We start from the raw sequence: 22,929 nt of genomic DNA, 5'->3' as shown, positions 1-22,929 counted from the left end.
GGTGCATCAGCTGGATACCAAATCCATAGCTGGGTAGCCAAGTCCGGAAGGGATAAACGCTGAAGGCATCTAAGCGTGAAGCCCCCCCCAAGATGAGATGTCCCTGTCTTCAAGACAGTAAGACCCCTGAAAGAGTATCAGGTAGATAGGGCAGAGGTGGAAGCGCGGTAACGTGTGGAGCTGACTGTTACTAATCGGTCGAGGGCTTGACCAAAAAGCAGTAAGATGGTAGGACGGATGAAGAGATGTGGAGCAGATTTATCTGCGGAAACAGCTCTTAAGCCGGACGAACATTTGCCTGCAAATGACATCGAAAATGCGAAGCATTTGAGATGACCATCTTAGAAAAAAAGTTTTCGGATTCCTGTATGAAGTTTTGAAGGTATGTTACAAAACAAACCTATTGTGACGTACTTGTACGTCATTTTAGCATATAGGGGTGTAGTTCATCGGTAGAATAAGAGTCTCCAAAACTCCAGAGGAGGGTTCGATTCCTTCCACCCCTGTTCTTTAAAAGAAAGTATATTCTATACTTTCTTTTTTTACTTTACAGGAAATTGCTTTCCTGTAAAGTAAAAAACGCTCTGCGAGGATGCACACTGCGGCGTATAAGGTAGATGTCGCAAGCGACCGCCGCAGGCGCGAGAATGTGCCAAGGCACATTCTTTGTTATGCGAGTAGCGAGAAACTCGCAAAGCGTGTTTCTCGTTTGTGTCAAGTATTCGTAAGAAGCTATCGGCAGACTTAGCATGAATTCACAAACAGCTATTAGCAGTAAATTTTGTATAAAAAAGAAAAGTGGTATAAAATAGACAAAGAGTGTTAAAATCTAAGAGATAGTAATGAAAGAGAAGTTTTATAAAGGGCAGTCTACTGACATAGAAGAAAATATGTGATGAATGAAAACAGGATTGTGAGGAAGGGAGCTGTAAGAGAAATGAACAGGTATTGGTTGCATGCGGCATCAGGAGAACTTTCTTTAGCAAGGGATAATGGGAAAAATATAGAAAAGGAATCAGAACCGCAGATAATACTATTAAATATGGAAGAATTTCAGCAATTAGAAGGAAATTATCCGCATCGAAAGAATCTGATTAGCAGCATGCGTTTTATCCGCTATAGCAAAGTAGAGGCATTTCATGAATGTGTACAGGGGATTATACATGTACCAAAACAGGGAAGTAAAAAGGAAAAAGAGTTTTCCTTTGGCTTTTATCTCTTTGAAAATAAACTATTTTTAATAGAAGAAGATGAGGAATTACAGGAAATATTGGCAAAGGTCAAAAATGATATGTTTGATGGCTGCACACTTCATATGGTGTTGCTATTTATTTGTAATGCATTAATTGACAATGATATTCTTTATCTGCAAAAGATAGAGGAAAATTTGGAGAAGGTAGAGGATGTTGTAATTAAGAGGATACCGGAGCATTTTAATGAAGTAATAATGCGTTATCGGAAGCATCTTTCAGAGAGCCGGGCATATTATGAACAGTTAATGAATATGGGAGATTTCATGCAGATGTATATGAACCGGGAGTCTTTAGTAGAAGAGGAACAGGGCTGGGAACGCTATATGAATCGTGTGGAACGGCTTCATAATTACGTAGAGACAATCCGCGAGTATTTACAGCAAATCCGTGAAATGTATCAGACGCAGATTGATATTCACCAGAACCGGATTATGAGTATTCTGACCATTGTAACAACGCTCTTTTTGCCATTGACACTAATTACAGGCTGGTATGGAATGAATTTTCCGGGAATGCCGGAATTTCAATGGAAATATGGTTATCTGGCAGTAATCGGAGTGTCCGTTCTTCTTATTATTATAGAGATAGTATATTTCAAGAAAAAGCGGATCTGGATATCTTCGAAAGACGTAATATAATGAGCGCAAGCGAGTCAAGATACTTGCATGATTTAAAATCGGCGAAATTAATGAGTGATACAATCACGTTATAATACACGAAATGTCCACTTATATGGAAAAACGCTGAATGTACGGAAAAAAGTGCAATAGTAAGTATTATGTAAATGTTATGTGTAGAAAGAAGTTTAGGAATAATGATGGAATTTGGAGCTTTTTTGAAGACTTTTGAAGGAATGCGAGGCTTATTCCCTTATTTTTTGACACAAAAATTTGTGAAAAACGATAAAAAATATTGACTGAGTAAAAAAAAACTTGTAAATGTGACTAAAGTACCATAAAAAACGACAAAATGTGACAGGCAAACTAATTTTGGTAAGACCAAAATGGAGAAAAACAGAAAAATTTATTGTGTAAAATGCTCATAAAATTCATATACTAAGATGGTAAGCGAAAATTGACAAAAAAAAGAAATGGTGTCATAATGCTCAAGAATCAAAAGTAAATCAGTTATTTTTTTGAGGATGGTGAAAAAAATGAATGAAAAGAAAATCAAATTAGCTGGCACAGAAGAGGTTAGAGACTTTGTACGTGAGGCAGGAAAATGTGATTTTGACATTGATATTTCATACAATAGAGTAATAATTGACGCAAAGTCTTTTCTTGGAGTATTAAGTCTTGATCTGAATCGAGAGCTTACTGTTAAGTATGGCGGACATGATATGAACTTTGAGAATGTATTAAGCAAGTATGCAACTGCTTAAATGATGGCACAGGTTTTCTGGCAGCCAGAAAATACAGGTTCATAAGGTAAGAAGAAATACCGGGTAGCGGACAATTTGGATATTGTCTTTTCTATCTGGTATTTTTTTGTTATTATGAAATGAGAGTACGTTTCAATTCCTTTAAAGTCTGCTAGAAAAATGAGATTTTTCAAAAATTGATAAATAGAAAAAATAGTAAATAGCATAAATAGAAATAAGTATAAGATGGGATGAAAAGGGGTGACAGCGGAATGGAACGTGAGCAGATAAGAATATCGGTACGAAATCTGGTGGAGTTTATCTTGCGTTCCGGAGACATTGATAACCGCAGAGCCAGTCTTGATACGATGGAAGCCATGCAGGCGGGCAGCAGACTCCATCGGAAGATTCAAAAGAAGATGGGAAGCACTTACCATGCCGAGGTTCCTTTAAATATTATCATTGAGGAAGAAAATTATGAGCTTGGAATCTGGGGACGGGCAGATGGCATTATAATAGAAGAAACAGTTACCATTGATGAGATAAAAGGCGTATATTTAAGCCTTGACTTATTGGAAGAACCCATAAAGGTACATCTGGCACAGGCAAAGTGCTATGCGTACATATATGGAATCCAGAATGATTTACAGAAAATCAATGTTCAGATGACATATGGAAATCTCGATACCGGAGATTTAAAATATTTTTCTTATGAATATAGCATGCAGCAGCTGCAGGAATGGTTTTCAGATTTGATTTTAAAATATAAGAAATGGGCGGATTTTCAGTATGAGTGGCGGAAGAAACGGCAGGCATCCATTAAAGAACTGGCATTTCCGTTTCCGTACCGGGAGGGACAGAAAGAGTTGGCTGCCGGGGTTTACCGTACGATAGCCAGAAAAAAGAATCTGTTTATTCAGGCACCTACCGGAGTAGGCAAGACCATTTCTACATTATATCCGGCAATCAAAGCGGTGGGAGAAGGATTAGGTGATAAGATTTTTTACTTAACTGCTAAGACTGTTACCGCAAATGTGGCAAAAGAGACCCTTGGCATTTTATGTGAAAAGGGTTATCGGGCAAAGAGTGTGCAGATTACAGCGAAAGAAAAATTATGCCCTTGTGAGGAAGTGGACTGTAATCCCGTAAGCTGTCCTTATGCAAAGGGACATTTTGACCGGGTAAATGATGCGGTTTATGATTTATTGCAGAAGGAGAATAATCTGACAAGAGAAGTTTTGCTGGCACATGCAAAAGAATATCAGGTCTGTCCTTTTGAAATGTGTCTGGACACGGCAACCTGGGCGGATAATATTATCTGCGATTATAATTATGTCTTTGACCCGAATGTGTATCTAAAGCGTTTTTTCGCAGATGGCATCAAGGGTGATTACATCTTTCTGGTAGATGAGGCACACAATCTTGTGGAACGTGGACGGGAGATGTATAGTGCCGCCCTTGTCAAAGAGGATATTCTTGCGGTGCGGAAAATTATGAAGCCAAGAAGCTCTGCCATTGAGAAGGAACTGAGCAAATGCAATAAGCTGATGTTAGAATATAAGAGAGAATGCGAAACTTATCAGATTTACGAAAGCATTCCGAATCTCATTTTCTCCTGTATGCGCCTTGCTGCAAAAATCGAAGAATATATGCAGAAGAATCCGGAGTTTCCGGGGCGGGATGTGGTTCTTGATTTTTATTTTGAATTGAGAAATTTTTTGAATATCTACGAGCGTGTGGATGAACATTATGTAATTTACGGGCAGCATGATGAAGAGGGCAGATTTGTCATAAAGCTTTTTTGCGTGGATCCGTCCTTTAATCTGCAGGAGTGTCTGGATAAGGGAAATACTACGATTTTCTTTTCGGCAACGCTGCTGCCGGTTCAGTATTATAAGGAGCTTTTGACGAATAAAACGGATAATTATGCAGTTTATGCAAGGACAACATTTTCCCAGGATAAGAGACTTTTGTTAATCGGAAATGATGTCAGCAGTAAATATACCAGAAGAACACCGGAAGAATATGGAAGGATTGCGGATTATATTTATCGTACAATAAAGAAGAAAAAGGGCAATTATATGGTGTTTTTCCCATCCTATCTTTTCCTGAAAAAAGTGCATGAGGCATTTGAGTTACGGATGGATGAAACAATTACCTGCATCTGTCAGGAATCCGGCATGCGAGAAGAGGAAAGAGAAGCTTTCTTAGAAGCATTTCAGGAGGAAAAAGAAGAGTCCCTGGTGGCATTTTGTGTTATGGGCGGCATCTTTGGAGAAGGAATTGACTTAAAGAGGGAGCAGTTGATTGGCGCAATCATCGTAGGAACCGGTCTGCCGCAGATTAGCAATGAGCGGGAAATTTTAAAAGAATATTATGATAAGAAAGAGGGCATGGGATTCGATTATGCCTATCGGTATCCAGGGATGAATAAGGTACTTCAGGCAGCGGGACGTGTTATCCGGACTGCAGAAGATGTGGGAATTATCGAGCTTTTGGATGAACGCTTTCTGCAGAATGATTATCAGCGGCTGTTCCCAAGAGAGTGGGAACAGCGAAGCGTGTGCCAGCTTTCCAATCTGGAAGAGAAACTGACAACCTTCTGGGAGGAAAAGCATTTATAATGTCGGCAGCAGATTTAAGAATTCTTCTGTGGAAGTAAGAATCGGCAGATTCGGATTTACGGAGACGGCAAGCTGTCTTCGTGGAAGAGGTTCTAAAGTTTTTAAGATAAACAAATCCTTAGATTCATGTTTCAAGCAATAGTCCGGAATGCAGGCGATACCAAGACCGATACGGGCAAGGTCAATCAGAAGGTCATTACTGCTCAGTTCAATTTCCGGAATCAGCTCCAACTGATGGGAAAGGAAGAGATTGTGCATGAATTCGCTGGTGGTACTCTTGTTATCGAGCATCAGCAGAGGATATTTTGTTAAATCCCGGAAACTTAATTCCTGTTGTTTTAAATTAAAGTAGGATGGATTCGCAATAAATACATCCGTAAAATCCAGTACCATTTTGCGGATGTAGGATTGATTTAATCGTACATTCGGGCAGTTGGTAACGGCAATATCGACTTTTCCCTGCTCTAAGAGGTCAACGCAGCCAAGAGAGGTTGCATTGGTAACCTTGATGGGAACGCTGGGAAATTTTTTATGAAATTCTTTTAAATAAGGTACTAAAAAATAGCGGCAGATAGTATCGCTGGCAGCAATATGAAGCTGCCCCAACCCAAGAGTATTGGATTCTAAGAGCTGGTTTTCCCCGCGGGCGATGAGATTCATGGCAGGCTCAATGTGTTTTAACAGAACCTGTCCTGCCGGAGTAAGCTGGACTTTCTTGGTGCTCCGGATAAAAAGCGGCTGCTCTAATTTCTTTTCTAAGGTCTTGATGGACTGGCTTACTGCAGACTGGGAAATGTAAAGTTGCTTGCTGGCTTCCGAGAAGCTTAAGGAAGTAGCAACGTGATAGAATACTTTATATAATTCGTAATTAATATCCATAATGGCTCCTTTATCATATCAGAATGCATATCTTGCATATTTTCCTTTATTATAAGTGACACTTATAACTGTGTCAACATTAGTAACTCTTATAAATAAAATTAAATATATTAATTGTTCTTATTCATAATGCCGTGCTATAATGAGCATAAGAAAGTAAACATTCAGGAGGTAGAAGATGAGTAAGGTAAGAAGAGTGTATGTAGAGAAAAAAGACGCTTACGCAGTACGCGCCAAAGAGTTACATGCAGAGATTAAGAGTTATCTTGGAATCAGCGCAGTAGATAAGGTACGTGTCCTGATTCGTTATGATATTGAAAACATTTCCGATGATGTATATAAAAGAGCAGTTCAGACTGTATTTTCAGAGCCGCCGGTAGATGATGTCTATGAAGAGAATTTTGAAATGGGGGATGGAAAAGTATTTTCCGTTGAATTCCTTCCGGGACAGTTCGACCAGAGAGCAGATTCTGCAGAGCAGTGTGTGAAGCTTTTAAAAGAGGATGAAGAGCCGGTTATCCGTACCGCAACAACGTATGTTATTTACGGAGATATCAATGCTGAGCAGTTAGAGGCAATCAAGCATCACTGTATCAATCCGGTAGATTCCAGAGAGACCGGCATGGAGAAGCCTGAGACTTTGGTAACAGAGTTCCCGGAGCCTGCAGATGTTAAGATTATGACCGGATTTAAGGATATGCCGGAGCAGGAATTAAAAGCACTTTATGATTCCCTTGGACTGGCTATGACATTCAAGGATTTCTTACATATTCAGAACTATTTCCATGGAGAAGAAGATAGAGACCCATCCATGACCGAGATTCGTGTGCTGGATACCTACTGGTCAGACCATTGCCGTCATACCACATTTTCTACCGAGCTGAAAAATGTTGCATTTGAAGATGGTTTCTACAAAGAGCCAATGGAAAAGACTTACGAGGATTACCTTGATACACATAAGAAAATGTATGAAGGCAGAGATGACAAATTTGTCTGCTTAATGGACATTGCATTAATGGCAATGAAGCGTCTGAAAAAAGAAGGAAAATTACAGGATCAGGAAGAGTCCGATGAGATTAATGCCTGCTCTATCGTAGTGCCTGTTGAAGTAGATGGCAAGACAGAAGAATGGCTTGTAAACTTTAAAAATGAGACCCACAACCACCCAACCGAAATCGAGCCGTTTGGTGGAGCTGCAACCTGTCTCGGTGGAGCAATCCGTGACCCGTTGTCAGGACGTACCTATGTATATCAGGCAATGCGTGTAACCGGAGCTGCTGACCCTACCGTATCTGTAAAAGATACCATGGAAGGAAAGCTTCCTCAGAAGAAACTGGTTCGCGGCGCAGCACAGGGATACAGTTCCTATGGTAACCAGATTGGACTTGCTACCGGATATGTCAAAGAAGTATATCATCCGGATTATGTTGCTAAGAGAATGGAAATCGGAGCCGTTATGGGAGCAGCACCTCGTCGTGCCGTTCAGAGACTGACTTCTGATCCGGGAGATATTATTATCCTCTTAGGCGGACGTACCGGACGTGATGGCTGCGGTGGAGCAACCGGTTCCTCTAAAGCACACAATACAGAATCCATTGATACCTGTGGAGCAGAGGTCCAGAAAGGTAACCCACCTACCGAGCGTAAGATTCAGAGACTTTTCCGCAGAGAAGAAGTTGCCCACATTATTAAGAAATGTAATGACTTTGGTGCCGGTGGAGTGTCCGTAGCAATCGGAGAGCTTGCAGACGGATTACAAGTTGATTTGGATAAAGTACCAAAGAAATATGCCGGACTGGACGGAACAGAACTTGCTATTTCCGAGTCTCAGGAGCGTATGGCAGTTGTTGTTGCACCGGAAGATGCACAGCAGTTCTTAGATTATGCAAAAGAAGAAAACTTAGAGGCTGTGAAAGTTGCCGTTGTAACCGAAGAGCCAAGATTAGTATTATCCTGGAGAGGAAAAGAAATTGTAAATCTTTCCAGAGCATTCTTAGACACCAACGGAGCACATCAGGAGACTGATGTAAAGGTAGAGCTTCCGGTAAAAGAAGAGAATTATTTAAATAAAATCGGCACAAAGGCTGTAGAAGAAGCAGTTGCAGCAGGCGATATGAAAGCAGCATGGTTAAATGAATTAAAAGACCTTAACGTATGTTCCCAGAAGGGTCTCGTAGAAATGTTTGACGGTTCCATCGGAGCAGGCAGTGTATACATGCCATATGGTGGAAAATATCAGTTGACCGAGACACAGAGTATGGTTGCAAAACTTCCGGTTATGAATGGAAAATGCGATACAGTAACCATGATGAGTTACGGATTTGATCCATATTTATCTTCATGGAGCCCATACCATGGAGCAGCTTATGCAGTATTAGAGTCTGTTTCCCGTATCGTAACAGCCGGTGGTGATTTCCACAAGATTCGTTTCACATTCCAGGAATACTTCCGCAGAATGTCGGAGGAGCCAAGTCGTTGGAGCCAGCCATTTGCAGCACTGCTTGGTGCTTATAATGCGCAGATTGGTTTCGGACTTCCATCCATCGGTGGAAAGGACTCCATGTCCGGTTCCTTCAATGAAATTGATGTACCGCCAACACTGGTATCCTTTGCAGTTGATGTAGCAAAAGAAAAAGATGTTATCACACCGGAGCTTAAGAAAGAAAATAATAAGCTGATGTTATTTACCATCGAAAAAGATGCTTATGATATGCCGGATTACGCACAGGTTATGAAGCTTTATGATGCAATTCATGAAATGACTGAGACAGGCGTTATCGTAGCAGCTTATGCATTAGACGGAAAAGGTCTTGCAGCAGCAGTCAGCAAGATGGCATTTGGTAATAAACTTGGCGTTACTGTAAATGCAGATGTAACAAAAGAAACATTATTTGCACCGGGCTTTGGAAATATCGTAGCAGAAGTTCCGGAAAATAAAGTTGCAAAAGCACAGGAAATCCTTGCAGCAGCAGGTCTTGCAGCAAACGGAGCTGTTGTGGGTGCAGTAAATGACAGCAAGAACTTTATCTATGGTGATATGAGCATTTCCATGGATGAAGCAATCGAAGCATGGGGACAGACTTTAGAGAAAGTATTCCCAACCAGAGCAACCACCGGAACAGAAGAAGTGAAGAGCGGACTTTACGATACCAAAGACATTTACGTCTGCAAGCACAAGGTTGCCCGCCCACATGTATTTATTCCGGTATTCCCGGGAACCAACTGCGAGTACGACAGTGCGAAAGCATTTGAAAATGCAGGTGCAGATGTAACCGTAAAGGTATTTAAGAACTTAAATGCAGAAGACATCCGTGATTCTGTTGATGTATTTGTAAAAGCAATTGATGAAGCACAGATTATCATGTTCCCTGGTGGATTCTCCGCAGGAGATGAACCGGAAGGCTCAGCAAAATTCTTCGCAACAGCATTCCGTAATGAGAAGATGAAGGAAGCTGTAAACAAGCTTTTAAATGAGCGTGATGGACTGGCACTGGGTATCTGTAATGGATTCCAGGCATTGATTAAGTTAGGTCTGGTTCCTTACGGAAAGATTACGCACCAGAGACCGGATTCACCTACACTTACCTATAATACGATTGGACGTCACATTTCCAAGATGGTATATACCAAAGTAGTGACCAATAAGTCCCCTTGGCTGGCACAGGCAGAACTTGGCGGAGTATATTGCAATCCGGCATCTCATGGAGAAGGCCGTTTCGTTGCTCCAAAAGAGTGGTTAGACAAGCTTTTTGAAAATGGTCAGGTAGCAACCCAGTATGTAAATGAAGCCGGTGTACCAACCATGGATGAAGAGTGGAATGTAAACGGTTCCTACATGGCAATTGAAGGAATTACCAGTCCGGATGGACGTGTCCTTGGTAAGATGGCTCATGCAGAGCGTCGTGGAGAGTCTGTTGCAGTCAACATTTACGGCGAGCAGGATATGAAGCTGTTCGAAAGTGGAGTAGCATACTTCAAATAAAAAATAGGAATAAAGAAGAACAAGACCTTGTAGATAGGAGAAATCCTTTCTGCAAGGTCTTTTTTTAGTAGAAGATGGTAAGTACATGAAACATTAAAAATTGTGGTGAGCAGGAGGAAGCGGCGAATCGTTTCGCAGAAGATAGTCTGATTCCGAAAGGGTATTATCAGGAATTTATAAGACAGGGTGAATTTGATTTACAGGCTATTAAGAAATTTGCAAATAAAATAAATCGTGATCCAGGTATTGTATTAGGAAGACTTCAGAAGGATAAGAAAATAGATTATAACGACTATACGATGAATACTTTACGACGTAAATATAAAGTATGTACAAAGTTCTAGCGTATACAACGAGCGGTTCTGTTAAAAGCAGAACCGCTCGATTGCGTATGCAACACCATCTTCTTCATTAGAAAGGGAAATGAAATCAGCCGAATCTTTTAAGAGCTGTTGCGCATTTCCCATGGCAACGCCAATGCCGGCAGCTTTGACGATATCGAGATCATTTTCGCTGTCACCTACCGCCATGGTATCTTCCATGGAAATGTGGAGGTAATCACAGAGGAATTTAAGTCCTTTGGATTTGGCAATGCCGCATCTGGTAACTTCTAAGTTATGAAAACCGCCGGACACATAAGTGACTTCCGGGAAGGTGTCTAAGATTTCTTTTGTTTTTTCTCTTGTGGTATAGCTTCCATCTGCATCCGGTGCAAAGTTTAAAGTCAGTTTTGAAACACAAAGTTTATGTTCTTCGATATAAGCAGCTAAGTCAGTAATCGTTTTCCGGGTGGTCTGGATATATTTTTTTAAGGAATCCGGAATATCTAATAGGTTGGTAAGCTCGCTAGTGGAAAACTGGGTATAGCCGTCACCATTGATAAAGGCATCGATATGAAGAGACTGCGTATAGAGCTTGCGTAACAGCCGGACACTTAAATCGGTATCCATGCTTTCATCTAAGAGCAGTTCCTTTTCCGGGACGCGGTATACCGCAGAACCGTTGGCAGTAATGGCATATTGGATGCCAAGCTCCTTCATTTCATCCACAGGAAGACCGATATAAGGCCGGCCGGTGGAGATAATAACGGTAATCCCGTTTTCTACGGCTTTTCGAATCATTTCTTTATTATAAGAGGTAATGACACCGTCTTTATTATAGAGGGTGCCATCGATGTCTAAGGCAATTAGCTTTACTGAATTCATCAAGTGTACTCCTTTGTATTTGAAAATATCATTGTCAATGAATAACAGTGTAGCACAGAAAATGAAAAAAGCAAATCACCGGATTAAATTTATATTTTTAAGTTGCAGGAAAAGGAGCTTACATATATAATTAGTAGGAATTCAAATGTAAGATAAACTGGAGCATACTATGAATATAAAAGAATATATCAAAGAACAAAGACTGATAACCGATGGTGCCATGGGCACTTATTATGAGGAAAAATACAGCGAAGATACCGTGATTGCAGAAAAGGAGAATCTTAAGAATCCGGAGCAGATTAAGGAGATTCATTTAGAATATCTGCGTGCGGGAGCAAGGCTGATCCGCACCAATACATTTGCAGCAAATACCATGTTTCTTGCAGATATGCAGGAAGTAAAAGAGACAGTCCGGGCGGGCTATGAGATTGCAAAGGAAGCAGTAGCCTCATTTCAGGCAGAAAATGGAAAAGAGATTCCGGTATTTATCGGAGCAGATTTAGGACCGATTTATGATCTTGACCATCAGGACTATGACAATGTGTTACAGGAGTACAAAGAAATTTGTGACACCTTCCTTTCCTGTGGCGCAGACTGTTTTGTATTTGAGACACAGAGTGACTTTACCTATATTGAGCCGGTGACGGCATATATCAAAGAAAAATCAGACGCATTTATTCTGGTGCAGTTTGCGTTTGACAAGAGTGGATACACCCGCTCAGGTCTCTCCATGCAACGTGTGGCAGTAGAAGCTTCCGAGATGGAAAATGTGGATGCCTATGGATTTAACTGTGAACTGGACAGTACCCACATGTATCAGTTTATGAAGAACCTGAAGTTCTCCAGTGACAAATTCGTATCAGCACTTCCAAATGCAGGGTACCCATATACTTTGCGGGGAAAGACAATTTATTCCAATAATGCATCTTATTATGCAGAAAAAATGAAGGATATTGCAGCCCTTGGCACCGATATTTTAGGTGGCTGCTGTGGAACCACACCGGAATATATTGCTTTGCTTTCTGGCGAGTTACAGGATGTGCCGAAGGCAGCAAAGAAAATTGAAAATGTAGTAACGCAGGAGGTTACAAGAACTCCATCTATTTTTGAAGAGAAGCTTTCCCGTGGGGAGAAGGCTTATATTGTAGAATTGGACCCGCCATTTTCCGAGGATGCATCCAAGGTTATGAAAGGAGCAGAAGATTTAAGAAAATGTAATGTGGATCTGATTACCCTTTCCGATTCCCCGATGGCGCGGGCGAGAATGGATGCCGGACAGCTGGCAGTGAAAATCCAGCAGAAGACCGGTGTGGCAGTAATGCCACATATCAGCTGCCGTGACCGCAATGTGATTGCGTTGCGTGCAGGTCTTTTAGGCATGCATATGAATGATGTCCGCCATTTCCTGATTGTGACCGGAGACCCGGTTTCAAGGGCAGACCGCGAAAGAGTGACTTCTGTTTTTGATTTCAATTCCATCAAACTGATGCAGTATGTTAAGGAAATGAATTTAGAAGTTTTTGCACAGGAGCCGGTTTATTATGGTGGTGCACTGAATTATCATGGCGCCAATCCGGATGCGATTATTGAACGGATGAAGCGTAAAGCGGAAGCAGGATGCGGTTATTTCCTGACACAGCCGGTATATACCGAGGAAGATGTGGAAAGACTGACTTATATCAAAGAACACATTGACACCAAAATCATGTGCGGTATTATGCCGCTGGTAAGCTATAAGAATGCAATGTTTGTGAAAAATGAGATGCCGGGCATCCATGTTTCCGATGAAATTGTAAACCGGTATCGGGAAGATATGACAAGAGAAGAGGCAGAAGAAGTGGCAATTGAATTATCTGTTGAAATCGCGGCAAAATTATATGATATTGCAGACGGATTTTATTTTATGACACCATTTAACCGGACGGGCTTAATTGCGAGAATTATTGAGGCAATCCGACAGGAGGAAGAACGCAGATGACAAGAGAGGAATTTAAAGAATTAGTAAAAAATGGACCGGTTATCTTAGATGGTGCAACCGGAAGCAATCTTCAGAATGCAGGAATGCCGGTAGGAGTCTGCCCGGAGCAGTGGATTTTAGAGCATCCACAGACCATGATAGATTTGCAGCGGGCTTATGTGGAGGCTGGAACACAGATTCTTTTGGCACCGACCTTTACTGCAAACCGCATTAAATTAGAAGAATATGGACTGGCAGATAAGCTGGTAGAGATGAACCAGCAATTAGTTGCCATTTCCAAAAAGGCAGCAGGCGGAAAAGCGCTGGTAGCCGGTGATATTACCATGACCGGTCAGCAGCTTTATCCGATGGGTGAATTGCAGTTTGAAGAACTGGTAGATATTTATAAAGAACAGGTCAAAGTTGTGGCAGATGCGGGAGTAGACTTATTTATCATTGAGACCATGATGAGTCTGCAGGAAACAAGAGCCGCTGTGCTGGCAATCCGTGAAACCTGTGATTTGCCGATTATGGCAAGTATGACTTATAACGAGGATGGCAGAAGCTTGTATGGAACAGATCCGGTAACTGCGGTAGTTACGTTGCAGAGCCTGGGTGCAGATGCAGTGGGAATGAACTGCTCCACAGGACCAGAGGAAATGTTAGAGCCGATTCGCCAGACTGTAGAATATGCCTATGTTCCTGTTTTGGCAAAGCCAAATGCCGGACTGCCGGAATTAGAGGATGGCGTAACGGTATACAAGACCACACCGGAAGAATTTGCAGAAGTTGGTGCAAAATTAATCGAAGAAGGCGTTTCGATTATTGGTGGATGCTGTGGAACGACCCCGGCACATATCAAAGCATTGGCAGATAAAGTAAGACCAATGGGAATCCATCATGTGGAAGCACCAAGACGAAGAGTGCTTACTTCCGAGCGTAAGACAGTAGAAATTGATTTGGACGGACCATTTATGGTAATTGGTGAGCGGATTAATCCGACCGGAAAGAAGAAATTGCAGGCAGAGCTTCGGGAAGGCAGCCTTAATATGGTTCGTGATATGGCACGGGCACAGGAAGAAAATGGTGCAGCCATTCTGGATGTCAATATGGGTATGAATGGAATCGATGAGAAACAGATGATGTTAAATACCATTCATGAGGTTACTTATACAGTGGATTGTCCGCTTTGTATCGATTCATCCCATGTGGATATTATTGAAGCAGCACTTCGTATTTATCCGGGACGAGCTTTGATTAACTCTATTTCCTTAGAAAAAGAGAAATTCGAAAAATTGCTTCCGATTGCAAAGAAATATGGAGCAATGTTTATTTTGCTTCCGCTTTCTGACGAGGGACTTCCAAAAGACGCAGAAGAGAAGCGGCAGATTGTCCGTACCATTTTAGATGCCGCCTTAAAAATCGGTCTTCATAAAGAAGATATTATCGTGGACGGACTGGTAGCAACGGTAGGTGCCAATCCGCTGGCAGCATTGGAATGTTTCGATACCATCCAGTATTGTAAGGATGAATTGGGCCTTGCCACAGCCTGTGGACTTTCCAATATTTCTTTCGGTCTGCCGGAACGTATTTATGTAAACAGTGCATTTCTTACCATGGCAATTGCAAAAGGACTTACGATGGCAATTGCAAATCCATCCCAGGATTTATTAATGAATGCGGCAGTGGCTTCGGATATGCTTTTACATAAAGAAGGTTCCGATATCCGCTATATCAATCGGATGAACCAGCGGGCACAGAAGGAAGCTCCGGCAACCGATAACGCAGCTTCGGCAGGCACTTTAGAGCCGGCAAATCCGGTATTTGACTGTGTATTAAAGGGAAATAAGGGCAATATTTTAAAAGAAGTAGATAAAGCTTTGGCAGCAGGAGAAGAACCGGGAGCGATTATTAATGGACAGTTGATTCCTGCCATTAATGAAGTAGGTGTCCTTTTTGACAAGCAGATTTATTTCCTGCCGCAGCTGATTTCCAGTGCGCAGACCATGCAGCATGCCATTGAATACTTGGAGCCAATGCTTTCCAAAGATAAGGACGCAGAGCCAAAGGCAACCATTATTATTGCAACCGTAGAAGGTGACATACACGATATCGGTAAGAATCTGGTAGCACTGATGCTCCGTAACTATGGTTATCGTGTTTTAGATTTGGGCAAAGATGTAGCGGCAGATATTATTGTTGATACTGCATTGAAAGAGCATGCGCAGATTATCGGACTTTCCGCCCTGATGACCACTACCATGATGCGTATGAAGGATGTGGTAGAACTGGCAAAAGAGCGCGGCTGCAACAGCAAGATTATCGTAGGCGGCGCAGCAATTACACAGAGCTTTGCAGATGAAATCGGTGCAGATGGCTATTCCCCGGATGCAGCTGATTGTGTAAAACTGGTAGAGCGTCTACTGGAAGAAATGTAAATTTTTATTTTGGGAGGTTTTTGATATGGTAAAGATAATTTCAGATAGTACCTGTGATTTATCTGAAGAACTGGTAAAACGTTATGATATTACCATTCTTCCGCTTCACATTTTATTAGGTGACGAAGAATATCTGGATGGAGTAAATATTACTCCGCAGGAGATTTTTGACTGGTCGGATGAACACAAGACCACTCCAAAGACTTCAGCACCATCCGCAGAGCAGGCAGTAGAATTGTTAAAGCCTTATGTAGAAAAAGGTCAGGAGGTTATCTGTTTTGCCATTGCATCCGGGATGTCTTCTTCCATGAATGTGATGCGTCTTGCAGCAGAAGAATTGAATGCGGAAAATCTGGTGACTGTAATCGATTCAGCAAACCTGTCTACCGGTATCGGACTTCTTGTTATAGAGGCAGCTGAAATGGCACAGCAGGGAAAGGGTGTAGCAGAGATTACAGCCCGTATCGAAGAATTAAAGCCTCTGGTCAGGGCAAGTTTTGTGGTAGACACCTTAACCTATCTTTATCGTGGTGGCAGGTGCAGTGGACTGGCTGCCTTAGCCGGTGGTGCATTAAAGCTTCATCCGCGGATTGGCGTTGAGGATGGCAAGATGGGACCTGGCAAGAAATACCGTGGCAATATGGAAAAGGTTGTTCTCTCTTATGTGAAAGACATGGAAGAAGCAATGAAGAATGCCCGGCCGGAACGTGTATTTATCACTCATTCCGGCAGTGCTCCGGAAATCGTAGATAAGGTACGGGCTTATCTCAATGACCTGCATGTCTTTCATGAAATTTTAGAGACCAGAGCGGGTGGTGTAGTATCCAGCCACTGTGGACCGGGAACACTGGGCGTCTTGTTTATTGCGAAGGAATAGGGAGAAGGAGAGATGTATGATTTGCAAAGGTATCTCATAAGGCAGGTATCCGGCAGCTTGACAGAATTATTGGAGTAATTTTGAATCTTGAAATATTTTCAAAAATTTTAAATATTTCAAAAATATTTTTGAAAAAGTGCTTGACTTCACTATTCCTATATAGTATACTAGCAAAGCGGGTTGCAGATGAGTAACCCGCAGGAATATGGGATCTTAGCTCAGCTGGGAGAGCATCTGCCTTACAAGCAGAGGGTCACAGGTTCGAGCCCTGTAGGTCCCATTCCAAAACAAATAATTGAATATGGCGGAATAGCTCAGTTGGCTAGAGCACACGGTTCATACCCGTGGTGTCGAGAGTTCAAATCTCCCTTCCGCTACTGAAAAAGAATCTTGCAGATGCAGGATTCTTTTTTTGCGAGTAGCAAGAAAAAATCTGGCATCAGGAAAGAACTGCAGGTGAGAATTTCTTGTAAATCCCTTACCGACCTGTTTTCCTATTTAAAAATAGCTTATGGCTCCTGAAAAAGTCCAATTTCAGGCGGATAGTAACTAAAGATAAAAAACAGAATTGCAAGAATTACAAGGCAGGTAAGTAGCAGTCCACTGCGGTTGGCAAGTTTGCGGTTATCTTTCAGAAACCATCCGGTAAGAAAGACACCCAGAACACTGATGTAGAAAATTGCAATATCAATCGCCATGACAGAGAAGCCCAGCACACCGGTGTATGTGTAGAAGAGAATTGGAATCAATGCCAACCCAACCAGCGTCCCAATGGAGAGTGCTACTGGAATCGGACTTTGTTCCGGCAGTTTGAAAAAGAGAAAAAGCACAAGAAGCAGCATTGGAAAGAAAAGAAGCTTCATGTGCTCCCAGGTGGATTCATTCCATGGTGCAAAAAGCCGTACGATGGAATTGTTACCGGACCATTCATAGACGAAATGTAATAGGGATCCAATCACAGACACAAAGAGAAAACCCCAGATAAAAAGTTTTTTAGAATTCATAAAAATACCTCCTGAAACTATAGTATGATGCAAAACAGGAAATAATATGAAAAAAGAAATCTATAAACAGCTATCAGAAAATACCTCCAGTGTGGTATAATGTCCGTAAGCATTGAGCAGTGCCAAAAAACAAGAAAAATCCAGATTGGCTGCTTGCAGACAAAACTGGATTTTCCTTGTTTTTGATAGGGCGAAAGCCCGAGAGCGGGAAGGTGCGAAGTAGCTTCCCGCGTGCACTGCGGAGCTGGACCGAGATAGGGCGAAAGCCTGAGAGCGGGAAGGTGCATGGCAGCTTCCCGCGTGCACTGCGGAGCTGGACTGAGATAGGGCGAAAGCCCGTGAGCGGGAAGATGCGAAGCAACTTCCTGCGTGCACTGCGGAGCTGGATCGAGATAGGGCGAAAGCAGAGAGCCGGAAAGTTGAAAAGAAAAAAAGAAAGCAGGTAATCACATGCGAGTAGGAATGGGATATGATGTTCATAAATTAGTAGAAGGAAGAAAATTAATCATAGGCGGAGTGGAGATACCGCACAGTCTTGGCTTGCTGGGACATTCGGATGCAGATGTATTGTTACATGCCATCATGGATGCGTTGCTGGGGGCAGCGGCTTTAGGAGATATCGGAAAGCATTTTCCGGATACAGACCCGGCATATGAGGGGATTTCCAGTATAAAATTATTGGAAGAAGTGGGACAGCTTTTAGAGAAAGAGAATTATGTCATTGATAATATCGATGCTACGATTATTGCCCAGAAGCCCAAAATGCGTCCACACATTGAGAAGATGGAAGAAAATATTGCACAGGCATTGAAGATAGACGTCAGTCAGGTAAATGTAAAGGCAACCACAGAGGAAGGGCTTGGCTTTACCGGAAGCGAAGATGGAATCAGCTCCCAGGCAATCTGTGCTATCTCAAGTATCTATGAAAACAGCATAGCAGTGGGAGGCAGTGAACGAAATTGTGCAGGCTGCCCGGGATGCGGAAAATAACTTTTCTATTGACAAAATGGCAATTCGTGCATAAACTAGTAGCGTAAAAAGAATTTAAAAATGATTCAGAAATGAATTGATAAATGCAGTGAACGGAAAGAGTAGTATACATGCGTGAATAAAAGAGAGAGACTGTCATCGGCTGAAAGCAGTCTTGATTCCAAAGTATATGAAGTGCATCCGGAAGCAGTCCCGGTGAAAGCAAGTAGCCAGGAACGAATAGCACATGTTACGTGTATTGAGGGAAAGCAGCAATGCTTTACTTAGAGTGGAACCGCGGAATAACTTCGTCTCTATATTTATATAGAGACGATTTTTTACTTTATAGGAAATTGCTTTCCTGTAAAGTAAAAATCGCATGCTTGCATGCATAAAGGAAAGAATCTATACAGTGAACAGGAGGCTGTAATCATGGGTTTTATAAAAGAATTAAAAGAGGAATTTGAGATTATCAAGGAGCGTGATCCGGCATTAAAATCTCCAATGGAGGTTTTGCTTTATCCGTCATTTCGTGTTATGCTTAGTTATAGGCGTGCACATAAGCATTACCTGAAGGGACATTTCTTCCGGGCAAGATATATTTCACAGAAAGCAGCAAGAAAAACCGGAATTGAGATACATCCGGGCGCAGTAATTGGAAAAGGATTCTTTATCGACCATGGTACCGGCGTTATCATCGGAGAGACATCAATTATCGGAGATAATGTAACCTTATATCAGGGTGTAACTTTGGGCGGAACCGGTAAGGAAACCGGAAAACGTCATCCGACCTTAGAGGATAATGTAATGGTAAGTGCAGGAGCAAAAATCATCGGTTCCTTTACGGTAGGCGAGAATTCGAAAATCGGTGCCGGAAGTGTGGTAATTGAAGAGGTGCCGCCAAATTGTACCGTAGTAGGTGTTCCGGGACGAATCGTAAAACGTAATAATGTAAAAATTCCACGCAGCGATATGGATCAGTGCAATCTGCCGGACCCGGTACAGGAAGACATCAATGTATTGCAGCGGGAAAATTCAGAATTATGCAACCGTATCATTGATATGGAAAAAGAGATAAAAGCATTAAAGCAGGAAGTAGAAAAGAATTAAATAAGTAATTCCAGGAACGATGGAGGATAACATGGAGAACAACGTAAAGATTTTTAATACCCTTACAAGAAAAGTAGAGACCTTTGTGCCAAACGAAGATGGCAAAGTGAAAATGTATACCTGCGGACCAACCGTATATCATTTTGCACATATCGGAAATCTGCGCAGCTATATTATGGAAGATGTATTAGAGAAAACACTTCGCTATGCAGGTTATGATGTAAAGCGTGTCATGAACATAACAGACGTAGGACATCTTTCCAGTGATGCAGATACCGGTGAGGATAAAATGTTAAAGGGCGCAAAGCGTGAGCACAAGACCGTTATGGAGATTGCAAAGTATTATACCGATGCATTCTTTTCCGATTGCTCCAAATTAAATATCAAACGTCCGGATGTGGTAGAGCCGGCAACCAATTGTATCCCGGAATTTATTCATATGATAGAGGTACTTTTAGAGAAAGGCTATGCATATATTGCCGGAGAAAATGTATATTTTGATACATCAAAATTAGATGATTATTATGTATTCTCCAGCCAGAGCGAAAAAGAGCTGATGGTAGGTGTCCGTGATGACGTATCTGAGGATGAAAATAAGCGCAACAAGAGTGATTTTGTATTGTGGTTTACCAAGTCCAAATTCGATAACCAGGAACTGAAATGGGATAGTCCATGGGGCGTTGGTTATCCGGGCTGGCATATCGAGTGCTCCTGCATCAGCATGAAGCATTTAGGTGAATATATGGATATTCACTGCGGCGGTGTGGATAATATTTTCCCACATCATACCAATGAGATTGCACAGAGTGAAGCATATCTGGGACATAAATGGTGTAATTACTGGTTCCATGTGCATCATCTGAATGATAAATCAGGAAAAATGAGTAAATCCAAGGGAGATTTCCTGACCGTTTCCTTATTGGAAGAAAAAGGTTATCTGCCGCTGGTATATCGTATGTTCTGTCTGCAGTCCCATTACAGAAAGCCATTGGAATTCTCTTATGAAGTAATGGATAATATGGAAAATTCCTATGTAAAGCTTCGTAAGACCATTGCAAAACTGGATGCGTCTACAGAAGTAGAGCAGGATAAATTTGATGCATACAAAGAGAAATTCCTGCAGGCATTAGAGGATGATTTAAATACTTCCATGGCACTGACTGTAGTATATGAAGTATTGAAAGCCGATATGACCGATGCAACCAAGCTTGCACTGGTAAAAGATTTTGATTATGTATTATCTCTTGATTTAGCAGCGGGAGAAGCAGCAAATCCTGCCGATGAAATCGATGCAGATTTAGAAGCATATGTATTAGAAAAAATCGAAGAGCGTAAGGCTGCAAAGAAAGAAAAAGATTTTGCCAAAGCAGACGCAATTCGTAATGAACTTTTGGAAAAAGGAATTGTCTTAGAGGATACCAGAGAGGGTGTAAAATGGAAAAAGGCATAGATTCCCATATCAAAGAATATTTTGACCTGCCAAAGGTGGATGTAGCAACCTACTCCCCTTTGGCACTTGCCTACATAGGAGATGGCATTTATGACCTTGTCATAAGAAGCATTGTAGTTGGAAAAGGCAATACCAAGGCATCCCGTCTGCATCAGACCACCAGCCATCTGGTGAAAGCGCATGCGCAGGCAACGATGATGGAGACACTGACTCCGATGCTTACGGAAGACGAAACGGAAATTTACCGCAGAGGCAGAAATGCCAAGTCTCCGACCATGGCAAAAAACGCAACTATGTCAGATTATCGCCGTGCCACCGGCTTTGAAGCATTGATGGGCTATTTATATCTGACGGATCAGTTTGAGCGGATTTTGGAACTGGCGAAAGAAGCAATCAGACACTATAATGTGAAGACCGGAAAGAATGATCTGGCAGGAGGAAAGTAGAATGGAAGAAATGCAGATGGAAAACACACAGGCGGAAAGCACGAAGATAGAAGGAAGAAATGCAGTTTTAGAAGCATTTCGTTCCGGAAAAACCATAGACAAGCTGTTTGTATTAGATGGCTGTAAAGACGGTCCCATTCAGACCATTTTAAGAGAAGCGAAAAAGCATGATACGCTGGTACAGTTTGTGGCAAAAGAGCGTTTAGAGCAGTTGTCAGAGACGAAGAAGCATCAGGGTGTCATTGCCATGGCAGCAGCATTTTCCTATGCAACGGTAGAAGATATTTTAGAAAATGCCAGAAAGAAAAATGAGGCACCATTTGTCATTTTGCTGGATAATATTGAAGACCCGCACAATTTGGGTGCAATTATCCGTACTGCCAATCTGGCAGGTGCCCATGGCGTCATTATTCCAAAGCGCCGTGCAGTGGGACTGACCGCCACCGTAGCAAAGGCTTCTGCAGGAGCCATTTATTATACACCGGTAGCAAAGGTAACCAATCTTACCAATACCATCCGGGAATTAAAGGAGCAGGGCATGTGGTTTGTCTGTGCAGATATGGGTGGCACAACCATGTATGATCTGGATTTAAAAGGTTCTATCGGACTGGTTATTGGAAATGAAGGAGAAGGTGTCAGCAAATTAGTAAAAGAAAACTGTGACTTTGTGGCATCGATTCCAATGAAGGGAGATATTGACTCCTTAAATGCATCGGTAGCAACAGGTGTTTTAGCTTATGAAATTGTAAGACAGAGATTAAGTTAACAGGAGAGAGAGATGCAATCTTATCAGAACATGAGTGATGAGGAATTAATTGCAGCACTTCGTAGTGGTGAAAAAGAAATTACAGATTATCTGATGGACAAATACAAAAGTCTGGTTAAGAAAAAAGCAAAAGCACTTTATCTCATTGGTGGTGAGACGGACGATTTGATTCAGGAGGGAATGATTGGTCTGTTTAAAGCTGTCCGGGATTATCAGCCGGATAAAGACAGCAGTTTTTTTCATTTCGCAGACCTTTGTATTGCAAGACAGATGTATACAGCGGTGGAGGCTTCCAATCGGAAAAAGCATGCACCGCTCAATTCGTATGTACCACTTTATGCAGATAGTGAGGATTCGGAAGGCAGGAATCTGGCGGATGTGTTAGAGACTATAGATGAGGCGAATCCGGAGAATTTATTTATCAGTCAGGAAGACCGGGAAGATTTCAAGCGGAAAGTAAATGAAACTTTAAGCAAAATGGAACAGGAAGTGTTGTCGTATTATCTGCAGGGCTTTCGCTATGAGCAGATTGCAGAAGCTATGGGAAAAGAGCCGAAGGCTGTGGATAATGCGTTGCAGCGTTTAAAGAAGAAGTTGAAAGGGAAGTAA

16 protein-coding genes, 3 tRNA genes, 1 rRNA gene and 1 other annotated feature are annotated in these 22,929 nt (G+C 41.9%); of the genes, 17 read left to right on the top strand and 3 right to left on the bottom strand.

Annotated elements, in window-relative coordinates; translation table 11 throughout:
- From DW059_RS09465 to DW059_RS09445, 5 genes are all read left to right on the top strand, one after another.
- Window positions 1–214 (top strand): 23S ribosomal RNA (locus DW059_RS09465); the annotation flags it as partial.
- Between the two features lie 221 nt (window positions 215–435).
- Window positions 436–506 (top strand) — tRNA-Trp (locus DW059_RS09460).
- A 431-nt stretch (window positions 507–937) separates the two neighbouring features.
- Entirely contained in the window at window positions 938–1,891 is a 954-nt protein-coding gene (locus DW059_RS09455) for a magnesium transporter CorA family protein (protein WP_158552096.1), read from the top strand.
- Between the two features lie 515 nt (window positions 1,892–2,406).
- Window positions 2,407–2,634 (top strand): HPr family phosphocarrier protein, encoded by a 228-nt coding sequence (locus DW059_RS09450; protein WP_117698613.1) that lies wholly within the window; start codon window positions 2,407–2,409, stop codon window positions 2,632–2,634.
- A 251-nt stretch (window positions 2,635–2,885) separates the two neighbouring features.
- The gene (locus tag DW059_RS09445; protein WP_117698612.1) at window positions 2,886–5,237 is read left to right on the top strand and encodes an ATP-dependent DNA helicase; all 2,352 of its coding nucleotides are present in this window, start codon (window positions 2,886–2,888) and stop codon (window positions 5,235–5,237) included.
- On the opposite strand, the gene DW059_RS09440 is transcribed toward DW059_RS09445, so the two are convergent.
- On the bottom strand, window positions 5,232–6,116 hold the full coding sequence (locus tag DW059_RS09440; RefSeq protein ID WP_022243377.1) for a LysR family transcriptional regulator: 885 nt from the start codon (window positions 6,114–6,116) through the stop codon (window positions 5,232–5,234). The two genes, DW059_RS09445 and DW059_RS09440, sit on opposite strands and share 6 nt — an antisense overlap.
- 178 nt (window positions 6,117–6,294) lie before the next feature.
- On the opposite strand from DW059_RS09440, the gene DW059_RS09435 reads away from it, so the two are divergent.
- The gene (locus DW059_RS09435) at window positions 6,295–10,098 is read left to right on the top strand and encodes a phosphoribosylformylglycinamidine synthase (RefSeq protein ID WP_117698611.1); all 3,804 of its coding nucleotides are present in this window, start codon (window positions 6,295–6,297) and stop codon (window positions 10,096–10,098) included.
- A 365-nt stretch (window positions 10,099–10,463) separates the two neighbouring features.
- On the opposite strand, the gene DW059_RS09430 is transcribed toward DW059_RS09435, so the two are convergent.
- A complete protein-coding gene (locus DW059_RS09430; protein ID WP_022242649.1) occupies window positions 10,464–11,303 on the bottom strand; it encodes a Cof-type HAD-IIB family hydrolase in 840 nt (279 codons plus the stop codon).
- A 169-nt stretch (window positions 11,304–11,472) separates the two neighbouring features.
- On the opposite strand from DW059_RS09430, the gene DW059_RS09425 reads away from it, so the two are divergent.
- The 5 genes from DW059_RS09425 (at window position 11,473) to DW059_RS09405 (ending at window position 16,952) form a co-directional block, all read left to right on the top strand.
- On the top strand, window positions 11,473–13,281 hold the full coding sequence (locus tag DW059_RS09425; RefSeq protein ID WP_117698610.1) for a bifunctional homocysteine S-methyltransferase/methylenetetrahydrofolate reductase: 1,809 nt from the start codon (window positions 11,473–11,475) through the stop codon (window positions 13,279–13,281).
- Window positions 13,278–15,698 carry a homocysteine S-methyltransferase family protein gene (locus DW059_RS09420; RefSeq protein ID WP_117698609.1) on the top strand — a complete coding sequence of 807 codons (2,421 nt, stop codon included), beginning with the start codon at window positions 13,278–13,280 and terminating at the stop codon, window positions 15,696–15,698. Before DW059_RS09425 ends, DW059_RS09420 begins: the two co-directional genes overlap by 4 nt.
- A 25-nt stretch (window positions 15,699–15,723) precedes the next feature.
- Complete coding sequence (locus tag DW059_RS09415) at window positions 15,724–16,575, top strand: DegV family protein (RefSeq protein ID WP_117698608.1); 852 nt, start codon at window positions 15,724–15,726, stop codon at window positions 16,573–16,575.
- 207 nt (window positions 16,576–16,782) lie between these two features.
- A tRNA-Val gene (locus DW059_RS09410) sits at window positions 16,783–16,855 on the top strand.
- Between the two features lie 23 nt (window positions 16,856–16,878).
- Window positions 16,879–16,952, top strand: a tRNA-Met gene (locus DW059_RS09405).
- A 132-nt stretch (window positions 16,953–17,084) separates the two neighbouring features.
- On the opposite strand, the gene DW059_RS09400 is transcribed toward DW059_RS09405, so the two are convergent.
- Window positions 17,085–17,579 (bottom strand): DUF6512 family protein, encoded by a 495-nt coding sequence (locus tag DW059_RS09400; RefSeq protein WP_117698607.1) that lies wholly within the window; start codon window positions 17,577–17,579, stop codon window positions 17,085–17,087.
- 450 nt (window positions 17,580–18,029) lie between these two features.
- Here DW059_RS09400 and ispF point away from each other — a divergent pair, with 450 nt between their 5' ends.
- The 6 genes from ispF to sigH all read left to right on the top strand — a co-directional run bounded on the left by ispF (window position 18,030) and on the right by sigH (window position 22,929).
- Complete coding sequence (ispF, locus tag DW059_RS09395) at window positions 18,030–18,569, top strand: 2-C-methyl-D-erythritol 2,4-cyclodiphosphate synthase (protein WP_022242903.1); 540 nt, start codon at window positions 18,030–18,032, stop codon at window positions 18,567–18,569.
- 79 nt (window positions 18,570–18,648) lie between these two features.
- Window positions 18,649–18,867, top strand: a binding site (T-box leader).
- 113 nt (window positions 18,868–18,980) lie between these two features.
- Complete coding sequence (gene epsC, locus DW059_RS09390; RefSeq protein WP_022242902.1) at window positions 18,981–19,658, top strand: serine O-acetyltransferase EpsC; 678 nt, start codon at window positions 18,981–18,983, stop codon at window positions 19,656–19,658.
- Between the two features lie 31 nt (window positions 19,659–19,689).
- A complete protein-coding gene (gene cysS / locus DW059_RS09385) occupies window positions 19,690–21,108 on the top strand; it encodes a cysteine--tRNA ligase (protein ID WP_117698606.1) in 1,419 nt (472 codons plus the stop codon).
- Window positions 21,093–21,554, top strand: coding sequence for a Mini-ribonuclease 3 (locus tag DW059_RS09380; protein ID WP_022242900.1), 462 nt, complete (start codon window positions 21,093–21,095; stop codon window positions 21,552–21,554). Before cysS ends, DW059_RS09380 begins: the two co-directional genes overlap by 16 nt.
- Window positions 21,555–21,564: 10 nt before the next feature.
- A complete protein-coding gene (gene rlmB / locus DW059_RS09375; RefSeq protein ID WP_416390276.1) occupies window positions 21,565–22,320 on the top strand; it encodes a 23S rRNA (guanosine(2251)-2'-O)-methyltransferase RlmB in 756 nt (251 codons plus the stop codon).
- A 12-nt stretch (window positions 22,321–22,332) separates the two neighbouring features.
- Complete coding sequence (sigH, locus tag DW059_RS09370; protein ID WP_022242898.1) at window positions 22,333–22,929, top strand: RNA polymerase sporulation sigma factor SigH; 597 nt, start codon at window positions 22,333–22,335, stop codon at window positions 22,927–22,929.

It is taken from the genome of Roseburia sp. AF42-8 (genome assembly GCF_003435965.1).
Classification (GTDB): domain Bacteria; phylum Bacillota; class Clostridia; order Lachnospirales; family Lachnospiraceae; genus Roseburia_C; species Roseburia_C amylophila.
This window is presented reverse-complemented; position numbering and strand designations above follow the sequence as displayed.